Raw genomic sequence first — 22,409 nt, 5'->3', positions numbered from 1 at the left:
TACGCTGGCCATCACGTTGCCCCACCGCAGTGGCATCTCAACAGAGAGTTCGCATCATGACCGGACTTCCGCCCAGCACCCCCAGCACCCCCGCTACCCCCGCCATCCGCGTCGCCGAGGAGGTCGCGCGGGCCCTCGCCGACGGCCGGCCCGTGGTCGCCCTGGAATCGACCATCTTCACCCACGGCCTGCCGCGCCCCCGCAACCTGGCCGTCGCGCTGGAGGCGGAGAAGCAGCTGCGGGAGGCGGGCGTCGTCCCGGCCACCATCGGCGTGCACGCCGGGGTACCGACGGTCGGCCTGAGCACCGAACAGATCACCGAGCTCTCCGCCACCGACGGGCTCGACAAGGTCAGCCTGCGCGACCTCCCGGTGGTTGCCGCGCTCGGCCGGCACGGCGGCACCACCGTCGCCGCCACCGCCTTCCTGGCCCACCGCGCGGGCATCCGGGTCTTCTCCACCGGCGGCCTCGGCGGCGTCCACTTCGGTGCCTCCGAGAGCTTCGACGAGTCGGCCGACATGACCACCCTGGCCGCCACCCCGGTCACCGTGATCAGCGCCGGGGTGAAGTCCATCCTCGACATCCGGGCCACCCTGGAGCGCTTCGAGACCTTCAACATCCCGGTCATCGGCTACCGCACCCGCAAGTACCCCGGCTTCTACATCACCGACTCCGGCCACGAGATCAACTTCAGCGTCGAATCGCCCGAGGAGGCCGCGAAGGTCATCGACGCCCGCGACCGGCTCGCCCTGCCGCAGGCCGTCCTGATCGCCAACCCGGTCGACCCGGCCAAGCAACTGCCGCCGGAGGAACTGGACGGCATCCTGGCCCGCGCCTGGGCCGAGGCGGAGCGCCAGGGCATCACCGGCAACGCCTCCACCCCCTTCCTGCTCGACCACATCCAGCGCGACACCGACGGCCGCAGCCTGGAGGTCAACGTCGAGGTCTACCGGGGCAACGTCCGGCTCGGCGGCGAGATCGCCACTGCCCTGGCTGCGTCAGACGCCTCGGCTGCGTCGGGCGGGTCGGCCGCTTCGGCCGCCGAGACCGGGGCCTGAGCCGTGCTGGGGGTGCTCGGCGACCTCGTCGAGGACATCGTGGTCTGGGTCGACGGCCCGCTGCGGCACGGCACCGACTCCGGGGCCCGGGTCTTCCGGCGGCGCGGCGGCAGCGCGGCCAACGTCGCCCGCTTCGCCGCCGGGCAGTACCCGGCCCGCTTCCTCGGCTGCGTCGGTGCGGACCCGGTCGGGGACGGCGTGGTCGCCGAACTGAACGGCCACGGCGTCGACGTCCGGGTCTCCCGGCAGGGCCGGACCGGGAGCATCGTGGTGCTGATCGACCCGGACGGCGAGCGGACCATGCTGCCCGACCGGGGCGCCGCCACGCTGCTGGAGCGCGTCCCGGACGACTGGCTGGCGGGCCTGACCCACCTGCACGTGCCGGCCTACTCCTTCGACGGCGAGCCGGTCGGCAGCACCGCGGTGGACGCCCTCGCCCGGGTCCGGCAGGCGGGCGGCACCACCTCGGTCGACGCCTCCTCGACCGGCATGCTGGAGCAGTTCGGGCGGGAGCGATTCCTCGACCTGCTAGCGGAGTTGGCACCCACCTTCGTGTTCGCCAACCGCTCCGAGTCCGCCTTCCTCGGCCTGCTGGTCGACGGCCTGCCCGGGCCGGAGCGCGCCCGACTGGCGGCCACCACGGTGGTCACCAAGTCGGGCGCCGAGGCCACCACCGTCGACGTGCCCGGCGAGGGGCTGTTCACGGTGCCGGTACCCCCGGTGGCGGAGGTGCGCGACCTCACCGGGGCCGGGGACGCCTTCGCGGCGGGGTTCCTGGCCGGATTCCTGGACACCGGGGACCTGCGGCTGGCGGCCGGGCTCGGGCACCGCAGCGCTGCCCGGGTGCTGGCCTCGCCGGGGGCCTCCTGCGGCGAGGGGTGACCTGGCGGGGACGTGCTGACGTTCTGACGTTGCTGACGCCCTGATGTCAATGACGCCCTGGTGTTGCTGACGCCCTGCCGTGCTGACCGGCGGCCCCGGCCTCGGCGCGCCGAGGCCGCCCGGTCGGGTGACGGCGGGGTCAGCGCAGGGCGTCCTTGTGGAGGAAGCGCTTCAGCCGTTGCCACGTCCAGGTGTTGACGACGTCCTCGGCGGTGAGCCAGCCGCGCTGCGCCGTGCCGACGCCGTAACGCGGGTAGGCGAGGTGCGGGGTGGCGTGGGCGTCGCTGTCGATGCTGAACCGGACGCCGTGCCGCCTGGCCCGCAGGATGTCCTCGTCGCGCAGGTCGAGCCGCTGCGGGGAACTGTTGATCTCGATCGCGGTGCCGGTGCGAGCGGCGGCCTCGAACACGGCGTCCAGGTCGACGTCGATCGGGCCGCGACTGCCGATCCGCCGGGTGCTGAGGTGGCCGATGACGTGCACGTACGGGTTCTCGCAGGCGCGGACCAGGCGGCGGGTCTGGGCGGCGCGGTCGAGGGCGAAGTGCGAGTGCACGGAGGCCACGCAGACGTCGAAGCCGGCCAGGAACTCGGGTGGCCAGTCCACGCCGCCGTCCGGGTCGATGTTCAGTTCGGTGCCGTGGAGCAGCCGCATCTTCTTGTGCCGGTCGGCGAGTCGGCGCAACTGCTCGCGCTGGGCGAGGATCTTCTCGTCGGTCATCCGCTGCATGACCAGGTTCGGCGCGTGGTCGGTGACGGCGAAGTAGGAGTAGCCGCGCGCGGCGGCGGTGTCGACCATCTCCTCCAGGGTGGCCAGCCCGTCGGTCAGGTCGGTGTGCGTGTGCAGGTCGCCACGCAGGTCGGACTCCTGGACCAGGTCCGGGAGTTCACCGTTCAGGGCGGCCTCGATCTCGCCCCGGTCCTCGCGCAGCTGGGGCGCGATCCACGGCAGGCCGAGCGCGGCGTACACCTCCTCCTCGGTCTCCGAGACCACCTTGGCGCCGCCGTCCACCTCGAACAGCCCGTACTCGGAGAGCTTCAGCCCGGCCCGCACGGCCATCGTGCGCAGCTTGATGTTGTGCGCCTTCGAGCCGGTGAAGTAGACCAGCGCCGCGCCCCAGTCCTCCTCCGGGACGACCCGCAGGTCCACCTGGACGCCCTGGGTGGTGCGCACCGAGGTCTTGGTCGTCCCGCTCCCGATCACCTCGGCCACGTACGGGAGTTCGGTGAGCGCGGCCATCAGCGGGGCGGAGTCCTCGGCGGTCGCCAGCACGTCGATGTCGCCCACCGTCTCGCGCATCCGGCGCAGCGAGCCCGCGTACGCGCAGCGCGTGCAGCCGGGGACGGCGGAGAGCGCGGCGACCAACTGCTCGGCCAGCTCGGTGGCGTTGTCCAGCAGGGACCGGCCGCCGGACTGCCGCATCAGCTCGATGCCGTGCAGGATCTTCTCGCCGCTGCGCTCGCCGAAGCCGGCCAGGTCGGACAGCTTGTCGGCGCGGACCGCCTCGGCGAGTTCGTCCACCGAGGCGATGCCGAGGTCGCGGAACAGGGCCAGGGCGCGCTTCGGGCCGACGCTGGGGACGGCCATCATCTCCCGCACGCCGGCCGGGATCTTGGCGCGCAGCGTCTCCAGGGCGGGGATCCTGCCGGAGGCGAGGTACTCGGCGATCTTCTCGGCGGTGGACTTGCCGACGCCGGGGATCTGCTGCAGACCCTTGACGTCCAGGCCCGCGAGGTCCTCGGGGTGGCCGCCGACCGCGCGGGCGGCCTTCTCGTAGGCGCGGGCCCGGAAGGCGTCCCCGCCGGTGATGTTGATCAGGTCGGCGTACTCCTGGAGCAGCTCCCTGACCTGGTCGTTGAGCCGGGGCATGGGGCAAGTCTAGGTTCGGCGGGGCGGGTTCGCCGGATCGGCGTGGGGAGGGTGCGTCCGGGGCTCGTCCGGGGTGCGTTCCGGGTCCGTTCGGGGTTCGTCCGGGTGCGCGTCAGTCGTACGCGACGGTCATCAGCAGGACCACGGTCAGTCCGCCGCCGGGGGTGGACTCGACCGCGAGCCGGCCGCCCGCCGCGAGCACCAGACTGTGCAGGGCGGGCCCCACCGGGCCGGCGGGCCGTACTCCCGCGAGCAGCCACTCGCGTGCCTCGGGCAGCTCGTAGGCGCCCCGGTCCGAGATCCGGATCTCCACCCGGTCGCGTCCCCGCGCGCCGTTCCTCAGGTCGTTTCGTATGCCGCGCACGTCGAGTGCATCGCGTACGTCCCGTACGTCGCATGCGTCGCCCCGGCGGCCGCCGCCCGACACCTCGGCGCGGACGAGCACCCGGCCGCCCAGCGGGCTGCGCCGGATCGCGTGGTCGACCAGCCCGGCGAGGGCAGCCTCCAGCCGCCGGGCGTCCCCGGCCACCACCGGCAGCCCGGGCGCCGCCCGGACCGTGACGGCCGCCGAGCGGCCGCCGCCGCGCATCACCCGGCGGAGCACATCGGCCACCTGGACGTGCCGGGCCATCGGTTCGCAGCCGGCCTGGCGGCCGGTCCACCGCAGCCGCTCCAGCTCCGCGCGGGTGAGCGCCCGGGGCGCGGCCATGGTGCCGGACTGGAACGGCCCGAGGCCCTCCTCGGCCTTGACGGCGACCGTGCCGCCGCCCGCGCGTCCGGTGTCGCTCCTGCGTCCGGTGCCGCCCGTGCCGCCGAACGCCGCGAGCGCCCGGGCCCCCGACGCGACGTAGCCCCAGAGCCTCCCGCGTGTCATCGTCCTGCCCCTCGTGCCTCACCGGCAGCCGTCATCGGTTCCGCGGCCGACCGGGACGGGCCGCTTTCCGGGCCCTCCTGCCAGCCTGCGCCTCACCCGCCCGGGTGACAATCCCGCCCCGGGACGCGAACCCGGCCCGCGCCCCCGCCGAGCGGCCGGTCGTGCACCCGCCGACTGGCGGGGCTCGGGTGGGGCAGCCCGCTGGGGCAGCCCGGCGAGGCCCCGGTGAGGCAGCCCGGCGCGGCCCGGTGACCAGGCCTGCCGGGAACCGCAAAGAACTCTTCGCAGAAAACCCTTTGCAAAGCATTCTTTGCGGTCCTACGCTCCTGCCATGAGCGAAGACCGCGGCTGGAAGCACAGCGACGACCCGCACATCGCCATCACCGCCAAGGGCATGCGGGCGATGGCGCACCCGGTGCGCATGCAACTGGTCGGGCTGCTGCGCAAGCACGGCCCGTCCACGGCGACGAGGCTCGCCGCGCAGCTGGGGCTCAACTCCGGGGCCACCAGCTACCACCTGCGCCAGCTCGCCGCCGCGGGCTTCGTCGAGGAGGACCAGGAGCGCGGCAACGCCCGTGAGCGCTGGTGGCGTTCGGCCCACCGGCTCACCGTCTGGACGGGCGACGACATGGCGGACGAGGAGCCCGACACGGCCGTCGGCTTCCTGCGGTCCGTCCTGGCCGCACACACCCTGACCGGCCAGCGCACGCTGGACGCCTTCGAGACCATGCCGCGCGAGTGGCGCCGGGTGACGGACCTCAGCGACCTGATCCTGCGGCTCACGCCCGCCGAGGCCGAGCAGCTGACCGGCGAGCTGTCCGAGGTGATCGGGCGGTACCGCCCGATCGACGCCGACGGACCGGCCCCGGAGGGCGCCGAGCAGGTCTCCGTGATCGTCCACGTCCTGCCGGATCCGAGCACCACCACCGAGGGGGGAAGCGCATGACCACCACCGCCGTCGACCCGCCCGTGCGCAGCTTCCGGCCGCTGGCCGGGGTGCTGACCGCCACGGTCGTCTCCGTGACCGGCACGCGCGTCTCGGCCATCGCCCTGCCCTGGTTCGTCCTGGCCACCACCGGCAGCGCCACCATGACGGGCCTGGTCGCCTTCGCCGAGATGGCGCCGTATGTGCTGGTCAAGGCGCTGACCGGGCCGGTGGTCGACCGGCTCGGGCCGCGCGTGGTGTCCTGGACGACGGACGCGGTGAGCGCCGTCGCGGCCGGGCTGGTGCCGCTGCTGCACGCGCAGGGGCTGCTCCCGTTCTGGGTGCTGCTGGTGATGGTCGCGGTGATCGGCGGAATGCGCGGCCCGGGGGACCTGGCCAAGTCGGTCATGGTCCCGGAGGCGGCCGACCGCGCCCGGGTGCCGATGGAACGCGCCACCGGGCTGTCGGGCGTCACCGAGCGGCTGGCCTCCACGATCGGTCCGGCGGTCGGCGGCGGGCTGGTCGCACTGATGGGCCCGCTGGCCGGGCTGGCGGTCAACGCGGCCACCTTCGCGCTCGGGTCGCTGGTCATCGCCCTCGCGCTGCCGCGCGGCATGGGGCGCCCGGCGGCGCAGGTCGCTCCGGCGGCTTCGGTTGCTCCGGCGGTGGCCGGCGCGGCCGCCGCGTCGGTGGAGGAGCGGGAGCAAGGCGGCGGCTACTGGCGGATGTTCCGCGAGGGATTCGCCTTCCTGCGGTCCGAGCCGCTGCTGCTCGCCGTGATCGTGATGGTCGGCATCACCAATCTGCTCGACGCCGGCTTCGTGACCGTCCTCGTCCCGGTCTGGGCGCGGGAATCCGGCAACGGCCCGGCCGCCATCGGGCTGACCGCCGGTGTCATGGGTGCCACGGCGGTCGTCGGCAGCCTGATCGCGGCAGCCGTCGCCTCGCGCCTGCCCCGCCGGACGGTCTTCTTCGTCGGCTTCCTGCTGTGCGGTGCGCCCCGGTTCGTGGTGCTCGCCCTCGGCGCGCCGATGTGGGTGGTGCTCACGGTCTTCGCGATCGGCGGCTTCGGCTCCGGCTTCCTCAACCCGATCCTCGGCGCAATGCTCTTCGAGCGGGTGCCCCGCCACCTCCTCGGCCGCGTCCACGCCCTCGGCGACTCCCTCGCCTGGGCGGGCATTCCCCTCGGCGGCCTCGTCGCGGGCGCGTCGGTCGCCCTCGTCGGGCTGATACCCAGCCTGCTCGCGGCCGGCGCCCTCTACTTCGCCACCACGACGCTGGCCGGCCTCCGGCCCGAGTGGCGCGAGATGGACCGCCTCCGGGGGCACGTGGGCGGCTCCGGGAGCTCGGGCAGTTCCGGCAGCTCGGGCGGCTCCGAGAGCCTTGGCAGCTCGGGCAGCGAGGCCGTCGACGGGCAGTCGGCGGCGGACACGACGAGGCAGCCGGCTCCGGCGCACTCGTAGGAGCTGTCCACCCGTCGGAACCGCTCAGCGGATGGGTTCGGGGGCCTCGGCGACAGGTGGGTGGCCCGCCCAGTGGAGCAGCAGGAGCGCGGCCAGGGCCGCGAGGGCACACCAGGTGGAGATGAAGGCGAGGCGCCAGAGCAGGGCACAGACGAGGGCGCCCGCGCCGGTGACCAGGCCGAGGCGGCGGAGCAGGTGGTCGCCGCTCGCGAGGAAGGAACCGACCGTGGCCAGGAGGTATCCGGTCAGGAGGAGGGCCGGATGCGGGATGCCGATGGCGTAGCCGAGCGTGTGGCCGTGCGCGGAGGCCGTCACCGGGTGGGAGCCGACAGCTGCGGCAAGCGGGACGGCGACGGCAACGCCGAGCAGGGTGAGCCCGGCGAGCACGCGCCGGCGCGGTCCGGTGGTCGCGCACCACACGGCCGCCGGGACCAGCACGGGCAGCAGCGGCAGGGCGATCACCGCCCAGGCGGTGCGGGCCGCTCCGGCGACGGCGACGGGCAGTTCACCGTCCGTACCGCGCCAGACCAAGGCCTCGATCAGCTGGTGCAGACCCAGCACCAGCGGGAGCGCGGCGAGCGGTAACCGCTGCGGCCGGCCGACCCGGTGCGCGCGGACCAGACACGCCACCCCGGCGGCCGCGACCACCCCACCGGCCACGGCGTCCGCCTCCGCGCTCCAGCACATCGGGGCCTCTAGCCGGACTTCCCGGGGCCGCCGTCGGGTCCGTCCTCGGGCCTGCTGCCGGTGCCGGTGCCGTTCCCGGTTCCGCCCTCGGGCCGGTCCCCGGTGTCGTCCACGGACTCGTCCTCCGGCGCCGCCCCGATGCTCTCCAGGTTGTCCCGGGCGGTGCCGGGCATCGCCGGGTGGCGGCCGATCACGATCACCCCGATCACGATGGCCAGCATCCCGGCCGATTGCCAGGCCAGCGCGGCCGGGGTAACCCGCAGTCGGTCGCCGAGGAAGCCGACCGCGCAGGCGATCCCGGCCAGCGGCTGGGCGGCGGTCAACGCCGGCAGCGACATCCGCAGTGGCGCGGCCTCGAAGGCGCTCTGCACCAGCAGCAGTCCGACCACGCCCGCCACCACCACCGCGTACGGCTGCCAGCTGCGCAGCACGGCCGACAGTCCCTGGTGGTCGAGGCGCAGGGTGGTGGTTCGGGTGAGTGCGTCCTGGAGGCCGTAGAGCAGACCGGCGGCGAGCGCCAGCAGGGTCGCCTCCTCGAACAGCGGCATCCGCCGAGCCATCGAGACCAGTAGCACGACCAGCCCCACCACCGTGCCGACCACCAGCCAGTGCCGCAGCTCCCCGGCGGGCGCCCCACCGCCGGTCGGCTTCCCGGCCACGATGAAGGCCGTCACTCCGAGACCGAGCAGCAGCACCCCCGCCCAGCCTGAGCGGCCCAGGGTCTGACGGGTCAGCACCCGGGCGAGTGCCATGGCGAACAGCAGGTTGGTGGCCAGCAGCGGTTCGACCAGGGACACCTCGCCCTGGTTGAGCGCGAGCGCCGAGAGGATCAGCCCGCTGACCATGAAGCCGGTGCCGAGCAGCCACTCGGGCATCCGCATCAGGTCCAGCAGCAGCCGCCAGTGCAGGAGATCGGCACGGGGGGCCCGCTGCGCCGCGTGCTGCTGGAGGACGAAGCCCAGACCCAGACAGCAGGCCGCACTGAGGGCGAGGAGGAAGACCGCCACGGAGGGACCACCAGGTTGTCGCTGCCCGCGCCGCGCCGAAGGGCCCGGGGTGGGTCGGCGGTCGCGGCCCGCTTCCGTCAGCGTACCGCCGGGGCGGCGGCCGGGCCGATCGGACGCGACCGGCGGGGCGCGGGGCCGAGCGTTGCGCCGGGCGTTGCGCCGGGCACTGCACCGAGCGGGCGCCGGGCGCTGGGCCGGGCACCCGCCTGCGGGAGGTGGCGCGACGGGGGGTGCCGGGCTGCCGCGCCCGGTGCCGTCGTCCGCGCTTGCCGCCTCGGGCGGGGCAGGCGCACGCTGGTGTGAGCGGCCGCCACGGGTCACCGTCCGTGCCGGTCAGGACAGGCGCGACGGGGGCCTGCGCCAGGAGGTGTGGCATGCACAACCAGTGGGACGTGGAGCTGACATTCGACGAGGACGGCGTGCACACGGCGTGCGACGCCAGGTTGACGGGCGCGAGGGCGCCGGGCCTGAGCGCGCACGGCGAGGCCGTGAAGAGCGCCGACGACCGTCCGCTCGCCAGGATCGGCGAGGAGGTCGCGGCCTCCCGCGCCCTGGAGGAACTGTCCCGCAAGCTGCGGGCCCAGGCCACCGGGGAGATCGACGACGAAGGGCACCGCCCGGGGTACCTGATCTACTGACGGCGGCCCGTCACGGTCCCGGGCGGCACGGTCGTACGGCCAAGGCGACGGCCACGGCAACCCCGCCCGGGCCCGTTCGCTGCCGCCCGGGTCTGCCCCGCCCGGGCCAGCGTCCCGGGTCTGCGTCCCGGGTCTGCGTCCCGGGTCTGCGTCCCGGGTCTGCCTACCAGGTCGGGAACGGGGTGCGGCAGAGCCGTTCCGCTGCCGAGCGGAGCGCCTTTTCCCAGGCTCGGAAGGCCTCGGGCCGTTCGGCCGCGATGAGGTCGACGTGGTACTCGTAGCCGACGGCGTCCACGAAGTCGCGCTCGGCTTCGGTCCAGCCCGCGAAGAGGCGCCGCCAGACCTCGGCCGCCACCTGCGACGGCGTCATCGCACCGGCCACCAGCCGGTCCGCCACATGGTGCAGCACACAGCACTCGGTGATGTCCTGGTCAGGGAGAGCGGTGCCGAACTCGCCCAGCACCACCGGGAACAGCTCGGCATTGCTGTCACTCCGCGACAGCCCCGCGAGTTCGCGCAGGGCCGGGGAGTCCAGGCCGGCGACGAGCAGGTGCGCCGCCGCCATCGGCAGCTCCTCGTTGGGACCAGCCCGGCACGGTACTGCCAGGCAAGGGTGAGTAATTGTTCCATGCAGGCAATTTCTGTGGCACCGGACGCGGCCGAGGAGTGGGGCGGTGAATCCTCCGTCGAAGCACCCGCCCCGGGCACCGCGCCCGATCGCCGAAGACGAACGCGAGTCGGCCGTGACGCGTCTCCAGCAGGCTTACGCCGAGGGGCACATCACGCACGAGGAGATGGACCAGCAACTCCACCGGGTGCTCACCGCCGGCACGCGCGGCGAGCCGGCGCAGCTCCTGGCCGCGCTCCCGCAGGAGGACCCGGGCCCGACGTCCGTGATCGCCGCCGTCGGCGGACGGATCCGGCACGCCTGGCGCTGACACCGGCCCTTGGCCGACATCGGCGGCTGGCCGGCACCGGCCCTACGCGGCACCTGCGCAAGGCCGACAGGCGCGTCCCGCGCGGCGTCCCCATCCCGAGCGTCCCCGCCAACGTGAGCACCGGGATCGCGAACACCATCGCCGACGCCATCACATGAGCCGCACTCACCTGCGATCCGCCCGCCCGCGTCCTCTCGGTGATCCGGCAGCGCTACGATCACCACCCGCACCCGCACCCGCACCCGCACCCGCACCCGCACCCGCACCCGCACCCGCACCCGCACCCGCACCCCCACCCCCACCCCCACCCCCACCCGCGAGACACCGGACCGGCGGCGGCCCGTGCACCTCGTGGCCCAACTCGACACCCGGCATCGGACGGACATGCGCCATTACTGGACCGGCGAGGCCCCTGGGTCCACCACCTGACGCAGGACGCGCAGGGGGCCGCGTTCCTCCTGCCGCCGTCGGGCACCAGCTTTGTGGCCCGGCTGGACGGCGCCGGGATGAGCGACGAGCAAAGGCTCTTCGAACAGCTGAGTGCCCGCCTTCGGCTCCCGGTCTACTTCGAATGGAACCGGAACGCGCTCGCCGACTGCCTGCGCGACATGACATGGGTGCCCGCCGACCACTACCTGCTGGTCATCGAGCGGTCGGCGCTCATGCTGCAGGAGTGCCCCGAGGACCGCGAGACGTTCCTCAGGACCCTCGATGCCGCCGGTCGACACCAGGGGCACCGGTTGGATCGGCCGGGCACGTCGTTCAACTCGCTGCTGCTGTAGGCGCTGACGGCATCCTTGCGCCCGACGGCATCCTTGCGACCGACGGCACCCTCGCGCCAGTCCTTCGGCGCCCCCGAACTTCCCTCGAGATCCCTGCGGGCGCTGACGCTCAGGTCCGGGCGGCGGACAGGAAGTCGATGAGGCGCCGGTTGACCTCGGGGGCGGCCGCCATCGGGAGGTTGTGGTGGGTGGCGTCCGGGAGGACGGCGACCTCTGCGGTCGGGAGGGTGCGGCGGGCGGCCTCGGCGACCTGGGTGGGGTTGTGGGTGCGGCTCCGGGCGGCGAAGAGGGTGAGGACGGGCGGGCTGAGGGTGCGGAGGCGGGCGGGGGTGGGCCGGGGGCCGGTGACGACCCGGGAGGCGGGGAAGTCGGCGTAGCCGAGGGCGTAGAGGTCGCGCCAGGCGGGGTCGAGGTGGGGGCCGCCGCCGGTTTCCCAGTCGAGGTAGGCGTGGGCGCGAGCGGGGGTGCGGCCGGGGAGGAAGAGGGGCACCACGCGCAGCAGGTAGCGGGGGCGGTAGCCGGCGAAGCACTGGGTGGGGTCGAGCAGGGCGAGCCGGCCGACCCGGGCGGGGGCGTGCAGGGCGTACTCGAGGGCGATCCAGCCGCCGTACGAGTGGCCGCAGAAGTCGGCCTCGGGGACTCCCAGTTCGTCGAGGACGGCGTCCAGCCAGCCGAGCAGTCCGGGGATGCCGTCGAGTGCGGCGCCGTCGTGGACGCTGCGCCCGGGGTCGCCGATGAGGTCGACGGCGAGGACGCGGTGTCCGGCTTCGGCCCAGGCGGCGGCGTTGGCGAACCACATGGTGGAGGTGGCGCCGCCGCCGTGGAGGAGGACGAGGGGGCGTCCGTCGCGGGGGCCGCAGGCGTTGATCCGGGTGGCGCCGTGGGCGGTGCGGACGGTGAGGGCCTCGACCGGAACGGGCCAGCGGGCGAGCAGGGCGTCGTAGGCAGCGAGGAAGGGGGCGGTGCGGGCGGACATGGCGGGCCTCCGCGGGTGTGGTGGGATGGCGTGCGAACCACTCGCCCAGCGAGTATCTTGCCTGGCTGGTACTTTGTTCGCCAAGCAAGTCGCTCGCCAAGCAAATCGCTCGGCAAGTAACTTGCTCAGCAACTATCTCGCTGGACGAGAGAATAATGGCACAGGTGTGCCCAGGGAAGGACGGCAGGGTGCCCGAGGTTGAGGAGCCGATGCGGCTGGTTCACCTGCTGCGCGGTCTGACGGTCGAACTCGATCTGTTCGGGGCCGAGTTCGCGTCCCGCAACGGCCTGCATCCGACCGATCTGCGGGCGCTGATCCATCTGCTGGACGCCGCCCGGGCCGGGGAGGTGGTCACCCCGGGCCGGCTCGGTGCGGCGCTGCAGCTGAACTCGGCCGGCACGACCGGCCTGGTGGACCGGCTGGAGCGGCTCGGGCTGATCCGCCGCGAGCGTGACCCGCAGGACCGGCGCAGGGTGCGGCTGCTGGTGGAGGAGCGGGCGATGGAGCTGGGTCAGGGCTTCTTCGGCGGGTTGATCGGCGATCTGCTCGCGGCGATGGGGCGGTTCGACCCGGGGGAGCTGGCCACGGCCCGGCGCTTCCTGGAGGCCATGACCGAGGTGGTGGCCACGGCCAGGCAGGGCGCGTCGGAATGACGGCCGGGCAGGGCGCGCCGGGGTAGGTAGACGAGGGGCTACGCCGGTCCGAGGGTCCAGCTGATCACCGACAGCGTCGCCATCGACGCCAGCGTCGACCAGAGCACCACGTCCCGGGCGAGCTCTGTGTTCTGCCCGTACTCGCGGGCGTAGGTGTACACGTTCTGTGCGGTCGGCAGCGCGGAGAACAGGACGACGGTGAGGAGTTGGTGGGCGGGCAGGTGGAGGAGCGGGCCGGCCACGGCGAGCGCGACGAGCGGCTGGACCAGGGTCTTGACGGCGACCGTCAGCCCGACCTCGGTGCGGCGCGAACGGCCGTCCGCCGGGGGGCGGTTGTGCAGCGATATGCCGAGGGCGATCAGGGCGGTCGGCACGCCGGCGCCGCCGAGCAGTTCGCAGGAACGATTCAGCTCGGCGGGCAGGTGCACCCCGGTCGCCGAGGCGACGGCGCCGAGTGCGGTGGCGAGCAGGATCGGGTTGCGCACCGGCAGGGTGCGCAGGGCCCGGCGGCCGGCCGCGCCGCCGTCGAGCACGGCGAGGACGGCCGGAGTGACCAGCAGGATCTGGAACAGCACCACGGGGGCCACGAAGGAGGCGTCGCCGAGGACCTGCATGGTCACCGGGATGCCCAGGTTGGCGGAGTTGACGTACCCCGAGGCCATCGCGCCGATGGCCAGTTCGCCGGACTTGCGGCGGAACAGCAGGCGCCCGGCGAGCAGCCCGAGGCCGGTCGCGACGGCGGTGCCGGCGGCGAAGGCGAGCATCGACGGGTTGGCGAAGCGCCCCAGCGGGGTGCGGGCGATCATCAGGAAGAGCGCGGCCGGCATCGCCACGTGGAAGACGAACCGGTTGAGCACCGCCTCGGCGTGCGGCCCGAGCAGCTTGGTGCGGCCGACGACGTAACCGACTCCGGTGAGCGCCCAGATCGGGGCGAAGCCGGAGAGCAGCGGATGCAGGGATGGCATGGGTTCCTCGGATCGCTCGGGCGTGTCTGCCGGGTGCGGCGGGGATCGCCCGCCGGGGGGCGTCAACACCGGGCCGGTGGACCCTCGAAGCCGTGAACCCCCCGCGGCAGTAAACCAGTGACCCGCGCCACGTCGATCACGGGCCTACGATGAGCCGATGGAGGAGCCGATGGACGACGAATACCTGAGCCTGTCCGAGGTGGAGACGATCGCGCGCGGTGCCCACCAGGGGCAGGTGGACAAGAACGGGCACCCGTACGGCGAGCACATCGCGGCGGTCGCGCGCGGGACGGCCGCACGCGGCGGCAGCGAGGCGCAGATCGCGGCGGGCTGGCTGCACGACACCGTCGAGGACGACCGGTTGAGCTGGGAGTGGCTGGCGGCGGCCGCGCTGCCCGAGGAGACCAAGGCGATCGTGGACGCGCTCACCAAGCGCCCGGAGGAGCCGCTGGAGGACTACACCGCGCGCATCCTGGCCACGCCCGGTGCGCTGCTGGTCAAGCGCGCCGACCTGGCCCACAACTCCGACCCGGCCCGGCTGGCCGCGCTGGACCGGGCGACCGCCGAGCGGCTGGCCGCCAAGTACGCGCGGATGCGCGAGCTGCTGGGGCTGACCGGCGAGCTGTAGGGCGGGCTGCCGGGCGTGCTGTACGGCGGGCTGCCGGGCGTGCTGTAGGGCACGCCGGAGGGATCCCGAGCAGGTCGGGAAAGCGGAAAAACCACGAGAGGGCCCGGGCCACGCGGATCGCGCGGGTCCGGGCCCTCTCGGGCACCCCGGTGGTCCCTGTCCGACCCCCGGGGTGAGGGGAGTGGTCAGGGGACGGGAGGGAATCGGTGGGCCGACGGGGCCGGCTTAGTACCAGTGGTGGTTCTGCCAGAAGGCCCAGGCGGCGTTCGGGCTGCCGTAGCGGGAGTTCATGTAGTCCAGCGCCCACTTGATCTGGGTCCTCGGGTTGGTCTTCCAGTCCGCACCGGCCGAGGCCATCTTGGAGCCCGGCAGCGCCTGGGCCAGACCGTACGCACCCGAGCTCGCGTTGGTCGCGGTCACGTTCCAGCTGGACTCGTGGGAGATGATCTGGCTGAACGAGGCCAGCTGGTTCGCCGGGACGATCTGGGCGGCGATCGCCTGCGGGGAGGCGGTGGCGGCGTTAGCGGTGGCGGGCAGGACACCGGCACCCAGGGCGGTCAGACCAGCGGCGCCGGCAAGAATCGCGGCCGAAGTACGCATACGGAGCTTGAAAGCGGGCATGAAGAACAAAACCTCAATCAGGTTGGGCCGGGTCACACCCCGTCCAGGACCACAGGCCGGACAGGGGCCGATGTAGTCGCGGGGCGTGACTCGGCAGTAAGCCGTTCACCGGCGGGACAGGAGCCGGTGTGGCTGGCGACGAGAGCCATTGTTGCCAGACCGGATCGGCCGCCGCCAAGACCCCCTCATTACGACCGACGGTCGTACGGAAGCGGCGGCCGTGGATTCGAAGGGCCGGTCGCGCCGGGTGCGCGGACCGGCTCTGACGTGCGTGAACGTGGGGGACATAGGGCGGGGGCGGATGGTCCGGCAGTGTCTACTACGGTCCGTCGTGGCCATCGATTCCGTGTGAGCGCACTCACCGTTCGGGCCTGCGCCGCCGTCACCCGCCGGTTCGGGGGAAGCACTTTGGGTACAGACGATCAATCGGCTGCTGAGACCGGCGCCACACCCTGAAACGCACGGCTGGCTGACGGCCGACGGTTACTGACCGCGCAGGTCGCCCAGCCGCCGGTGCCGTACCGCCCGGGCCGCGAGCCGGTCCGCCTCGGGGGTCGCCGCGAGGGCGCCGAGCGCCGCGCCGACCGCCCGGCCGAGCCGGATGCAGAAGGCCTCCGGTTCGTCGGCGGCGTCCGGCAGCTCCGGGACCACCTGGTCCACCAGCCCGACCTCCGCCAGGTGCTGCGCCCCGATGCCCTGCGCCCGGGCCAGCTCGGCGGCGTGCCCGCCGTCGCGGTGGACGATCGCCGAAGCGCCCTCCGGCGGCAGCGGCGCCAGCCAGGCGTGGCTCGCGGCGAGCACCCGGTCGGCCGGGAGCAGCGCGAGCGCGCCGCCGCCCGAGCCCTGGCCGAGCAGCACCGCGAGGACGGGGGTGCGCAGCGCGAGCAGCGTGGTCAGGCAGTGCGCGATCTCCACGGCGATGCCGTCCCGCTCGGCCTCGGCCGACAGCTCGGCGCCCGCCGTGTCCACCACGGTGACCAGCGGCAGCCCGAGCTGCTCGGCCAGGCGCGCGGTGCGACGGACGGACCGCAGGTCGGCAGCCGTGAAGGGGCGCTCGTGCTCCGGGGTCTGTCGCTGCTGGCCGACCACCAGGACGGGCCGCCCGCCGAGGACGGCGAGCGCGCGGACCAGCGCACCGCTGCGACCTCCGGGGGCGTCCAGCAGTACCAGCTCCTCGGTGGTGTGCCGCAGCAGCTCGCGGGTGCCCGGGCGGCCGGGGCGGCGGGTGCGGCGGACGGAGTCCCAGGCGTCGGGGCGCTCGGGGGTCGCGGCGGCGCCCGCGTTCCCGGTAGGAGGGGTGTCGCCTGCGTTCCCGGTAAGCGGAAGGGCACCCGCGTTGCCGGTAAGAGGGGTGTCCATGGGAAGGGTCGGCGGCGTGGTGGCGAGGACGGCGAGGGTGCGGCGGACCAGCTCGCGCAGCTCCTGCGGCGGAACGACGGCGTCCACCAGCCCCTGTTCGGCCAGTGTCTCGGCCCGCTGGACGTCCGGCGGCAGCTCCACGCCGCGCAGCTCCTCGTACACGCGCGGGCCGAGGAAGCCGAGCCGGGCGCCTGGCTCGGCGAGCACCAGCTGGCCGAGCGTGCCCCAGGAGGCGAAGACCCCGCCCATGGTGGGGTTGCGCAGGTAGGTGAGGTAGGGGAGGCCGGCCGCGCGGTGGGCCTGGACGGCGGCGGTGATCCGCAGCATGCAGAGGAAGGCCGCCGAGCCCTCCTGCATCCGGGTGCCGCCGGAGACCGGCAGGGCGAGCAGGGGCAGCCGCTCGGCGGTGGCGCGCTCGACGGCCCGGGTGATCCGTTCGGCGGTCGCGACGCCGATCGAGCCGCCGAGGAAGCCGAACTCGGAGGCGACCAGCGCGACCGGCCGCCCGTCGATCAGGCCGAGGCCGGTGAGGACGGCCTCGTCCAGGCCGGTGCGCTCGCGGGCCCGGTCGAGCGAGGCGCGGTAGTCGGGGTCGGCGGACGGGCCGAGCGGCGGCTCGTCCCAGCTGCGGAAGCTGCCGGGGTCGACCAGCAGGCCGATCAGCTGATGGGCGGTGAGTGCGGTGAGCGCTGTGAGCGGGGGCGGTGCGGTCTGCTGTGTCGGCGTATTCGTCAGCCCCGGAGGCGTGGTCCGCGCGTTGTCCTCGTTCGCTGCCATGGCCCCACCCCGTCAGAGATCGTTCCGGTCCGCCGTGATCCGTCACTCTATGCGGCGCGGTCCGGGGGCGGCGAGAGCCCTCGGGGCGGGGCGGGGCGGCCTCGACGCTAGTTCGATGACTGTCGACCCTTGTGTCGTCCGGGCGGTTCGTGGACGGTGCCCGGGGGATGCCGTCGGACGTCGGGGTACGGGTCAAGTCGCCTTAGGTAAAGGAGAGTTACTCGCCGGTTAATACTTGGATGGAGGGGTTCCGGAGTTGACGGTGTCTCGCCACACTGGGGGCATGACTCGCACTCTACGCGCGTGGAAGTCCCGCGCTGCCGCCATCACCGCCGTTGCCCTGATGACCCTCGCGCCGGTCGCCGTCGCCACCGAGGCGCACGCCGCCGTGAGCGGTTCGGTGTGCCTCTCCACCCTCCCGCCGGAGGCCACCGACACCCTCGACCTGATCGCCTCCGACGGGCCGTTCCCCTACTCCCAGGACGGCGTGGTCTTCCAGAACAGAGAGGGCGTCCTGCCCAGCGAGTCCTACGGGTACTACCACGAGTACACCGTCGTCACCCCGGGCTCCCCGACCCGTGGTGCCCGCCGGATCGTGACCGGCCAGGACTACCAGGAGGACTACTACACCGGCGACCACTACGCCACGTTCTCCCTCGTCGACCAGACCTGCTGACCCTCCCGGCACGACGACGGCCCCGGCGCACGTCCCCGCCGGGGCCACCGTCGTACCGCCGGAGCGGTTGCCCGGTTGCCCGGTTGCCCGGTTGCCCGTGCCTGGTTGCCCGGTTGCCCGGTTGGGCGGCAGGGTCGGTCGGGGGCGCCGCGGGACGGTGGGCTGGTGCGGCACGGCAGTTGAGTGGCACGCCGTCACCCGCCCGCGCGCTTGCTAGGGTCGGACGCATGGCACCGAGCAGCGCGAACCCCCCGGGACGGCTCCGGCGAGACGCGCAGCGCAACCGCGACCTGCTGCTCGCCGCCGCCCGCGACCTGTTCTCCCGCCAGGGCCTGGACGTGCCGCTGGACCAGATCGCCAAGGAGGCCGGCGTCGGCAACGCCACCCTCTACCGGCACTTCCCGACCCGTGAGGCGCTGATCGGCGAGGTGTTCGCGGACGCCGGCGCCGCCCTGGCCACCGCCGGGGAGGAAGCACTCGCCGCCGAGGACGCCTGGACCGGCCTCGAACGGTACTTCGAGCGGATCTTCGAACTCGTCGCCGCCGACCGGGGCATCAACGACCTGGTCACCCAGGCCATCCCGACCATCCCCGGCATGATCGAGATCAGCCGGCAGCACGCCGCCACCGTCGGCGCCCTCATCACCCGCGCCCAGGAGCAGGGCGCCATGCGGCGCGACGTGGTCACCATGGACCTGCTGTTCCTGCTCGGCCCGCTCTGCCGCGCCCTGCCCGCCGCCACCGAGCTGCGCCCCGACCTCTGGCGCCGCTACCTCGCCCTCCTCCTGGACGGCTTCCGCGCCCGGGCCACCCACCCGCTGCCGGTTCCGCCGATCGGCGAGGAACACCTGGACCGGATGTTCGCGGACCTCTGGGAAGCGGAGTCCCCGGAAGCCTGAGAGCACGGCTCCGGCTGCATCAGGGACGCGTACGGAACGCCGGGCGTCGCGTCAGAGCTCCGTCAACGGGCGGCGGCCACGCGGTCGCGAAGCGCTTTGCTGGGATGCGACGGAGCGCGGTTCGGCGGCCCACCGGGTCCGGCCGGTCCGTCGGTTCGGTGGCACGGCGGATGGGCCGGGAGGGGCAGGGGCGGGGCATGGCGGACGGCGCGGACAGTGGCACGGACACTGGGGTGGACGAGGGCCGGATCGTGGTCGGCGTCAGCGGCTCGCTCGGCAGCCTCGCCGCCCTCCACCATGCCGTCGCCGAGGCCCGCCGGACGGACGTCGACGTGCTCGCGGTCCTCTGCTGGACCCCGCCCGGCGACGAACTCGGCTACCGCCGCTCCCCCTGCCCGCCGGTGATCACCGCGGGCCGCGACGACGCGGTGGCCCGGCTGCGGCAGGCCCTCGACGAGGCCTTCGCCGGCCGGTTCGTGGGCGTCCGACTGCAGTGCCAGACCGTCCGCGGCGACACCGGCCACACCCCGGTGCGGTGCGCCGACCGCCCCGGTGACCTGCTCGTCCTCGGCGCAGGGCGCGAACGCGGCCGGCTCGCCCGGCTGGTGCACCCGTCCGTCACCGCCTACTGCGTCCGGCACGCGACCTGCCCGGTGCTCACGGTCCCGCGCCCGCCGCTGCAGCGCGACCTGGAGGCACTGGAGCGCGGGCACGGACTGCGGGCGCCGCTCGCGCGGAACTGACCGTTCGCTCACAGTCCGCGATCCGGGCACCGGCCGCCGCCCCGTCGCTACGACAGCCCGGCCGCGTCGGCGAGGACGGCGGCGGTGCGGCGGCCGGCCTCCACGGTGTCGGCGGCTGTCGCGGGGAGGCAGCGCCGGGCCTCGGGGCTGTACGCGGTCATCACCACGCCCGCGTGGTCGGTGGGGAGTTCGAGCAGTGCGGCGGTCGGTACGGCGGCGCTCAGCTTGCGGGTGTGCTCGACGTCCACGATGTCGTCCGCCGTGCCGTGCACCAGCCAGAGCGGGACGGGGGAGGGGCTCGCGGTCAGCTGGTCGAGCGGGGCGTCGCCGGTGGTGACGGCCGGGTCGGCGTAGCGCGAGGCGATGCCGACGGCGGCGGTGGGCCGGAGCTCGGCGGGGGTGTCCGGGTGGGTGGCCACGGCGATCGCCTCCCGGCCGCCCAGGGACCAGCCGGCCAGCACGAAGCGGGTCGGGTCCCCGCCGAAGTCGGTGGCGATGCGGCGGGCCTGGGCGAGGGAGGCGAGCAGCTCGGCGGCGCCGCCGTCCGCCTGCTCGGTGTCGAAGTCCGGGACGAGCACCAGCAGTCCGAGCGCGGCGGCCTCCCGGGCCAGCGGCCGGAGGACGTCCCGCTCGTTCGGCCCGCTGCCGTGCCAGAGCAGGACGACGGGAGTCGGCCCGGTGGCACCGGCGGTCGGCCGGTGGACGTCCAAAAGCCGCCCGTCCGCGTACGGAACGACCTCGGATGGAGTGCTCGTCATGCGGGGTTCGCCTCCGGTTCGGTGACTGATCACTGAACTGGTACTGTACTTCTCGTCGCGAGGGAGATGATTCCTCGCCAGGCGTCAGCGGTGCTACCAGAGCACGTCCTACTTTCAGTAGGAAGAGTCCGTGCGATCCGGGCCTGGCGCTCTACCGTCGGACGGGGTCCGGTGCCTTTCACAGGCGCCGGGCCCCGTTCGCGTTTTCGGGGGCGGTTGTCGGCGGTTGTCGGCGCTTGGTCGGCGGCTGCCGGGGATTGTCCGTGGTTCGGCGCATGGGTGTTGAGCTGCTAATATTCTTCCTGTCGCGAGGGAAACGAATCCCTCGTCAGGCGTCAGTGGTGCTACCAGAGCACGTCCTACTTTCAGTAGGAAGAGTCCGTGCAACCCGGGCCTGGCGCTCAACTGTCGGACGGGGTCCGGTGCCTTTCACAGGTGCCGGGCCCCGTTCGCGTTCGCGAGGCGGGCCAGTTCCTCTCCGCTGAGCACCAAGTCCCCTGCGGCGGCGGAGTCGCGGATGGTTTCGGGGCGGCTGGCGCCCGGGATCGGGATGGTCACCGGGGAGGCGGCCAGCAGCCAGGCGAGCGCGACGCGCTGCGGGCTGACTTCACGTTCGGCCGCGATGGCGACGAACTCCTCGCCGGCTCCGCCGAGTTCGGCGGAGCGGCCGATGCCGCCGAGGGGGCTCCAGGGGAGGAAGGCCAGGCCCAGTTCGGCGCACAGGTCGAGTACTGGCTGGTGCGTGCGGACGGCGGGGGAGTACTCGTTCTGCACCGAGACCAGGGCGTCGCCGAGGACCTCCCGGGCGAGGCGGACCTGCGCCACGTCCACGTTGGAGATGCCGGCCGCGCGGATCTTGCCCTCCTCGTAGAGCTCCCGGATCGCGCCGAGCGAGTCGGCGTACGGGACGGTCCGGTCCGGGTGGTGCTGCTGGTAGAGGCCGATCGCCTCGACGCCGAGGCGGCGCAGTGAGCCCTCGCAGGCGCGCTTGAGGTGGGCCGGGTCGCCGTTGACGGTCCAGGAGCCGTCGCCGGGGCGGCCGCGGCCGCCCTTGGTGGCGACCAGGACCCGGTCGGCGTCCGAGCCGTAGGCGGCGAGGGCCCGGGCGATCAGCTCCTCGTTGTGGCCGTACTCGTCGGCGTGCCAGTGGTAGGAGTCGGCGGTGTCGATCAGCGTGATGCCCGCGTCCAGTGCGGCGTGCACGGTGGCGATGGCGCGGGCCTCGTCGGGGCGGCCCTCGACGGAGAGCGGCATCGCCCCGAGGCCGATGGCGCTGGTCCGGACGGTGCCGAGGAGGCGGGTGGTGGTGACGGCGGTCATACGGGGAGCTCCTGTCCGCGGGTGGCGGCGATCAGGCCGGGCAGCCAGTCGCGGGTGTGTGAGAGGGGGTGGCCGAGCTGCTGGGCCCGGGAGTTGTCCATGCCGTAGTAGCGGTCGAAGGAGAACGGCGAGGCCTGCTGTCCGGGTTCGGGCGCGGCCGTGCGGTACGGGCGGCCGGCGGCGAGAAGGTCGCAGAGGTCCGTGGCGGTCAGTTCGCCGTGCGAGGCGAGGTTGACCGGGCCGGTGAACGGCTCGCCCGCCGCCCACGCCAGGAAGGCGGCTGCTTCGGCTTCGTGGGTGTAGGAGGAGGGCTGGTTCTCCGGGTGCACCAGGACGGGCAGGCCCGCGTCGATCCGCTCGGCGTATTGGGCCAGCCGCCCGGTGAAGTCGGCGGCGCCGAGGACGTGCCCGAGCCGGACGGAGACGAACGGGAACGGCGCGTCGCGGGTGAACACCGCCTCCGCCTCGCGCTTGCCCTCGCCGTACGATGCGTCGATGAACTCCGGTGCCGTCCAGGGAAGTTCGAGCCGAACCGGCCACCCGGCCGGGTCGACGGCGGACTCGGCCAGGGGGCGGCCCGCCGGGCGCGGCTCGCCGGTGTCGTAGACCTCGATCGTGGAGGTCATCAGATAGCGGCCGGTCCGCCCGGCGAAGGCACGGACGGCGAGTTCGGCCTGTCGCGGGGTGTAGCAGACCTGGTCGATCACGGCGTCGAAGTCCCGCCCGGCGAGGGCGGCGGTCAGCGCCGTCTCGTCCGCGCGGTCGGCGACGAGCCGGGTGACGCCGGGCGGTGGCGGCGTCGAGCCCCGGTTGAGCACGCTGACCCGGACTCCGGAGTCGCGCAGCCGGGTGACCAACTGCCGTCCGAAGTACCGGTTTCCCCCGATGACGAGCACGTTTTCCATACCCACAA

The 22,409-nt window shown here is 73.8% G+C and carries 24 protein-coding genes; 12 read left to right on the top strand and 12 right to left on the bottom strand.

Going from position 1 to position 22,409, the window contains the following annotated elements; translation table 11 throughout:
- The first annotated feature begins 56 nt into the window (after positions 1 to 56).
- Positions 57 to 1,058 (top strand): pseudouridine-5'-phosphate glycosidase, encoded by a 1,002-nt coding sequence (locus ACZ51D_RS32260; protein WP_465623310.1) that lies wholly within the window; start codon positions 57 to 59, stop codon positions 1,056 to 1,058.
- A 3-nt stretch (positions 1,059 to 1,061) separates the two neighbouring features.
- A complete protein-coding gene (locus ACZ51D_RS32255) occupies positions 1,062 to 1,940 on the top strand; it encodes a carbohydrate kinase family protein (protein WP_465623311.1) in 879 nt (292 codons plus the stop codon).
- A gap of 139 nt (positions 1,941 to 2,079) precedes the next feature.
- On the opposite strand, the gene polX is transcribed toward ACZ51D_RS32255, so the two are convergent.
- Together polX and ACZ51D_RS32245 are read right to left on the bottom strand one after the other, a co-directional pair.
- Positions 2,080 to 3,807, bottom strand: coding sequence for a DNA polymerase/3'-5' exonuclease PolX (gene polX, locus ACZ51D_RS32250; RefSeq protein WP_465623312.1), 1,728 nt, complete (start codon positions 3,805 to 3,807; stop codon positions 2,080 to 2,082).
- Between the two features lie 112 nt (positions 3,808 to 3,919).
- Positions 3,920 to 4,681 carry a histidine kinase gene (locus tag ACZ51D_RS32245; RefSeq protein WP_465664269.1) on the bottom strand — a complete coding sequence of 254 codons (762 nt, stop codon included), beginning with the start codon at positions 4,679 to 4,681 and terminating at the stop codon, positions 3,920 to 3,922.
- A gap of 331 nt (positions 4,682 to 5,012) precedes the next feature.
- Here ACZ51D_RS32245 and ACZ51D_RS32240 point away from each other — a divergent pair, with 331 nt between their 5' ends.
- Positions 5,013 to 5,627, top strand: coding sequence for a helix-turn-helix domain-containing protein (locus tag ACZ51D_RS32240; protein ID WP_465623316.1), 615 nt, complete (start codon positions 5,013 to 5,015; stop codon positions 5,625 to 5,627).
- Complete coding sequence (locus ACZ51D_RS32235) at positions 5,624 to 7,069, top strand: MFS transporter (protein WP_465623318.1); 1,446 nt, start codon at positions 5,624 to 5,626, stop codon at positions 7,067 to 7,069. Before ACZ51D_RS32240 ends, ACZ51D_RS32235 begins: the two co-directional genes overlap by 4 nt.
- A 24-nt stretch (positions 7,070 to 7,093) precedes the next feature.
- Here the strand turns inward: ACZ51D_RS32235 and ACZ51D_RS32230 are convergent, their stop codons facing one another.
- Positions 7,094 to 7,756 (bottom strand): DUF6629 family protein, encoded by a 663-nt coding sequence (locus ACZ51D_RS32230; protein WP_465623319.1) that lies wholly within the window; start codon positions 7,754 to 7,756, stop codon positions 7,094 to 7,096.
- Between the two features lie 8 nt (positions 7,757 to 7,764).
- Positions 7,765 to 8,763, bottom strand: coding sequence for a DMT family transporter (locus ACZ51D_RS32225; protein WP_465623321.1), 999 nt, complete (start codon positions 8,761 to 8,763; stop codon positions 7,765 to 7,767).
- A gap of 374 nt (positions 8,764 to 9,137) precedes the next feature.
- Between ACZ51D_RS32225 and ACZ51D_RS32220 the strand changes: the two genes are divergently transcribed.
- Entirely contained in the window at positions 9,138 to 9,401 is a 264-nt protein-coding gene (locus ACZ51D_RS32220) for a dsRBD fold-containing protein (protein WP_350524766.1), read from the top strand.
- 163 nt (positions 9,402 to 9,564) lie between these two features.
- On the opposite strand, the gene ACZ51D_RS32215 is transcribed toward ACZ51D_RS32220, so the two are convergent.
- Positions 9,565 to 9,966 carry a hypothetical protein gene (locus ACZ51D_RS32215; protein WP_465664268.1) on the bottom strand — a complete coding sequence of 134 codons (402 nt, stop codon included), beginning with the start codon at positions 9,964 to 9,966 and terminating at the stop codon, positions 9,565 to 9,567.
- Positions 9,967 to 10,075: 109 nt separating this feature from the next.
- Between ACZ51D_RS32215 and ACZ51D_RS32210 the strand changes: the two genes are divergently transcribed.
- Both ACZ51D_RS32210 and ACZ51D_RS32205 read left to right on the top strand, forming a co-directional pair.
- Complete coding sequence (locus ACZ51D_RS32210) at positions 10,076 to 10,339, top strand: DUF1707 SHOCT-like domain-containing protein (protein ID WP_465664267.1); 264 nt, start codon at positions 10,076 to 10,078, stop codon at positions 10,337 to 10,339.
- A 197-nt stretch (positions 10,340 to 10,536) separates the two neighbouring features.
- Positions 10,537 to 11,121: a barstar family protein gene (locus ACZ51D_RS32205; protein WP_465664266.1), complete on the top strand. Its 585-nt coding sequence runs from the start codon at positions 10,537 to 10,539 to the stop codon at positions 11,119 to 11,121.
- A 109-nt stretch (positions 11,122 to 11,230) separates the two neighbouring features.
- On the opposite strand, the gene ACZ51D_RS32200 is transcribed toward ACZ51D_RS32205, so the two are convergent.
- A complete protein-coding gene (locus tag ACZ51D_RS32200; RefSeq protein WP_465664265.1) occupies positions 11,231 to 12,097 on the bottom strand; it encodes an alpha/beta fold hydrolase in 867 nt (288 codons plus the stop codon).
- A gap of 209 nt (positions 12,098 to 12,306) precedes the next feature.
- Here ACZ51D_RS32200 and ACZ51D_RS32195 point away from each other — a divergent pair, with 209 nt between their 5' ends.
- The gene (locus ACZ51D_RS32195; RefSeq protein ID WP_465623401.1) at positions 12,307 to 12,750 is read left to right on the top strand and encodes a MarR family winged helix-turn-helix transcriptional regulator; all 444 of its coding nucleotides are present in this window, start codon (positions 12,307 to 12,309) and stop codon (positions 12,748 to 12,750) included.
- A gap of 38 nt (positions 12,751 to 12,788) precedes the next feature.
- On the opposite strand, the gene ACZ51D_RS32190 is transcribed toward ACZ51D_RS32195, so the two are convergent.
- Entirely contained in the window at positions 12,789 to 13,715 is a 927-nt protein-coding gene (locus tag ACZ51D_RS32190; RefSeq protein WP_360503190.1) for an AEC family transporter, read from the bottom strand.
- A 169-nt stretch (positions 13,716 to 13,884) separates the two neighbouring features.
- Here ACZ51D_RS32190 and ACZ51D_RS32185 point away from each other — a divergent pair, with 169 nt between their 5' ends.
- Positions 13,885 to 14,343, top strand: coding sequence for an HD domain-containing protein (locus tag ACZ51D_RS32185; protein WP_465623402.1), 459 nt, complete (start codon positions 13,885 to 13,887; stop codon positions 14,341 to 14,343).
- A gap of 225 nt (positions 14,344 to 14,568) precedes the next feature.
- Here the strand turns inward: ACZ51D_RS32185 and ACZ51D_RS32180 are convergent, their stop codons facing one another.
- Complete coding sequence (locus ACZ51D_RS32180) at positions 14,569 to 14,943, bottom strand: aggregation-promoting factor C-terminal-like domain-containing protein (protein WP_465664264.1); 375 nt, start codon at positions 14,941 to 14,943, stop codon at positions 14,569 to 14,571.
- Positions 14,944 to 15,447: 504 nt separating this feature from the next.
- Positions 15,448 to 17,100 carry a carboxyl transferase domain-containing protein gene (locus ACZ51D_RS32175; protein WP_465623333.1) on the bottom strand — a complete coding sequence of 551 codons (1,653 nt, stop codon included), beginning with the start codon at positions 17,098 to 17,100 and terminating at the stop codon, positions 15,448 to 15,450.
- 283 nt (positions 17,101 to 17,383) lie between these two features.
- Between ACZ51D_RS32175 and ACZ51D_RS32170 the strand changes: the two genes are divergently transcribed.
- The 3 genes from ACZ51D_RS32170 to ACZ51D_RS32160 all read left to right on the top strand — a co-directional run bounded on the left by ACZ51D_RS32170 (position 17,384) and on the right by ACZ51D_RS32160 (position 19,418).
- Complete coding sequence (locus tag ACZ51D_RS32170) at positions 17,384 to 17,776, top strand: ribonuclease (RefSeq protein ID WP_465623334.1); 393 nt, start codon at positions 17,384 to 17,386, stop codon at positions 17,774 to 17,776.
- A 227-nt stretch (positions 17,777 to 18,003) separates the two neighbouring features.
- Positions 18,004 to 18,675, top strand: coding sequence for a TetR/AcrR family transcriptional regulator (locus ACZ51D_RS32165; RefSeq protein WP_465623336.1), 672 nt, complete (start codon positions 18,004 to 18,006; stop codon positions 18,673 to 18,675).
- Positions 18,676 to 18,872: 197 nt separating this feature from the next.
- Positions 18,873 to 19,418: a universal stress protein gene (locus ACZ51D_RS32160; protein ID WP_465664263.1), complete on the top strand. Its 546-nt coding sequence runs from the start codon at positions 18,873 to 18,875 to the stop codon at positions 19,416 to 19,418.
- A 47-nt stretch (positions 19,419 to 19,465) separates the two neighbouring features.
- Here ACZ51D_RS32160 and ACZ51D_RS32155 read toward each other — a convergent pair whose 3' ends face one another.
- The 3 genes from ACZ51D_RS32155 to ACZ51D_RS32145 all read right to left on the bottom strand — a co-directional run bounded on the left by ACZ51D_RS32155 (position 19,466) and on the right by ACZ51D_RS32145 (position 22,401).
- Positions 19,466 to 20,176 (bottom strand): alpha/beta hydrolase family protein, encoded by a 711-nt coding sequence (locus ACZ51D_RS32155; RefSeq protein ID WP_465664262.1) that lies wholly within the window; start codon positions 20,174 to 20,176, stop codon positions 19,466 to 19,468.
- 429 nt (positions 20,177 to 20,605) lie between these two features.
- Positions 20,606 to 21,496, bottom strand: coding sequence for an aldo/keto reductase (locus ACZ51D_RS32150; protein ID WP_465664261.1), 891 nt, complete (start codon positions 21,494 to 21,496; stop codon positions 20,606 to 20,608).
- A complete protein-coding gene (locus ACZ51D_RS32145) occupies positions 21,493 to 22,401 on the bottom strand; it encodes an NAD-dependent epimerase/dehydratase family protein (RefSeq protein ID WP_465664260.1) in 909 nt (302 codons plus the stop codon). Before ACZ51D_RS32145 ends, ACZ51D_RS32150 begins: the two co-directional genes overlap by 4 nt.
- Positions 22,402 to 22,409 lie beyond the last annotated feature (8 nt).

It is taken from the genome of Kitasatospora sp. NPDC033851 (genome assembly GCF_055576085.1).
Note: the sequence above shows the minus strand (reverse complement) of the source record. Positions and strands in the feature narration are given on the sequence as shown.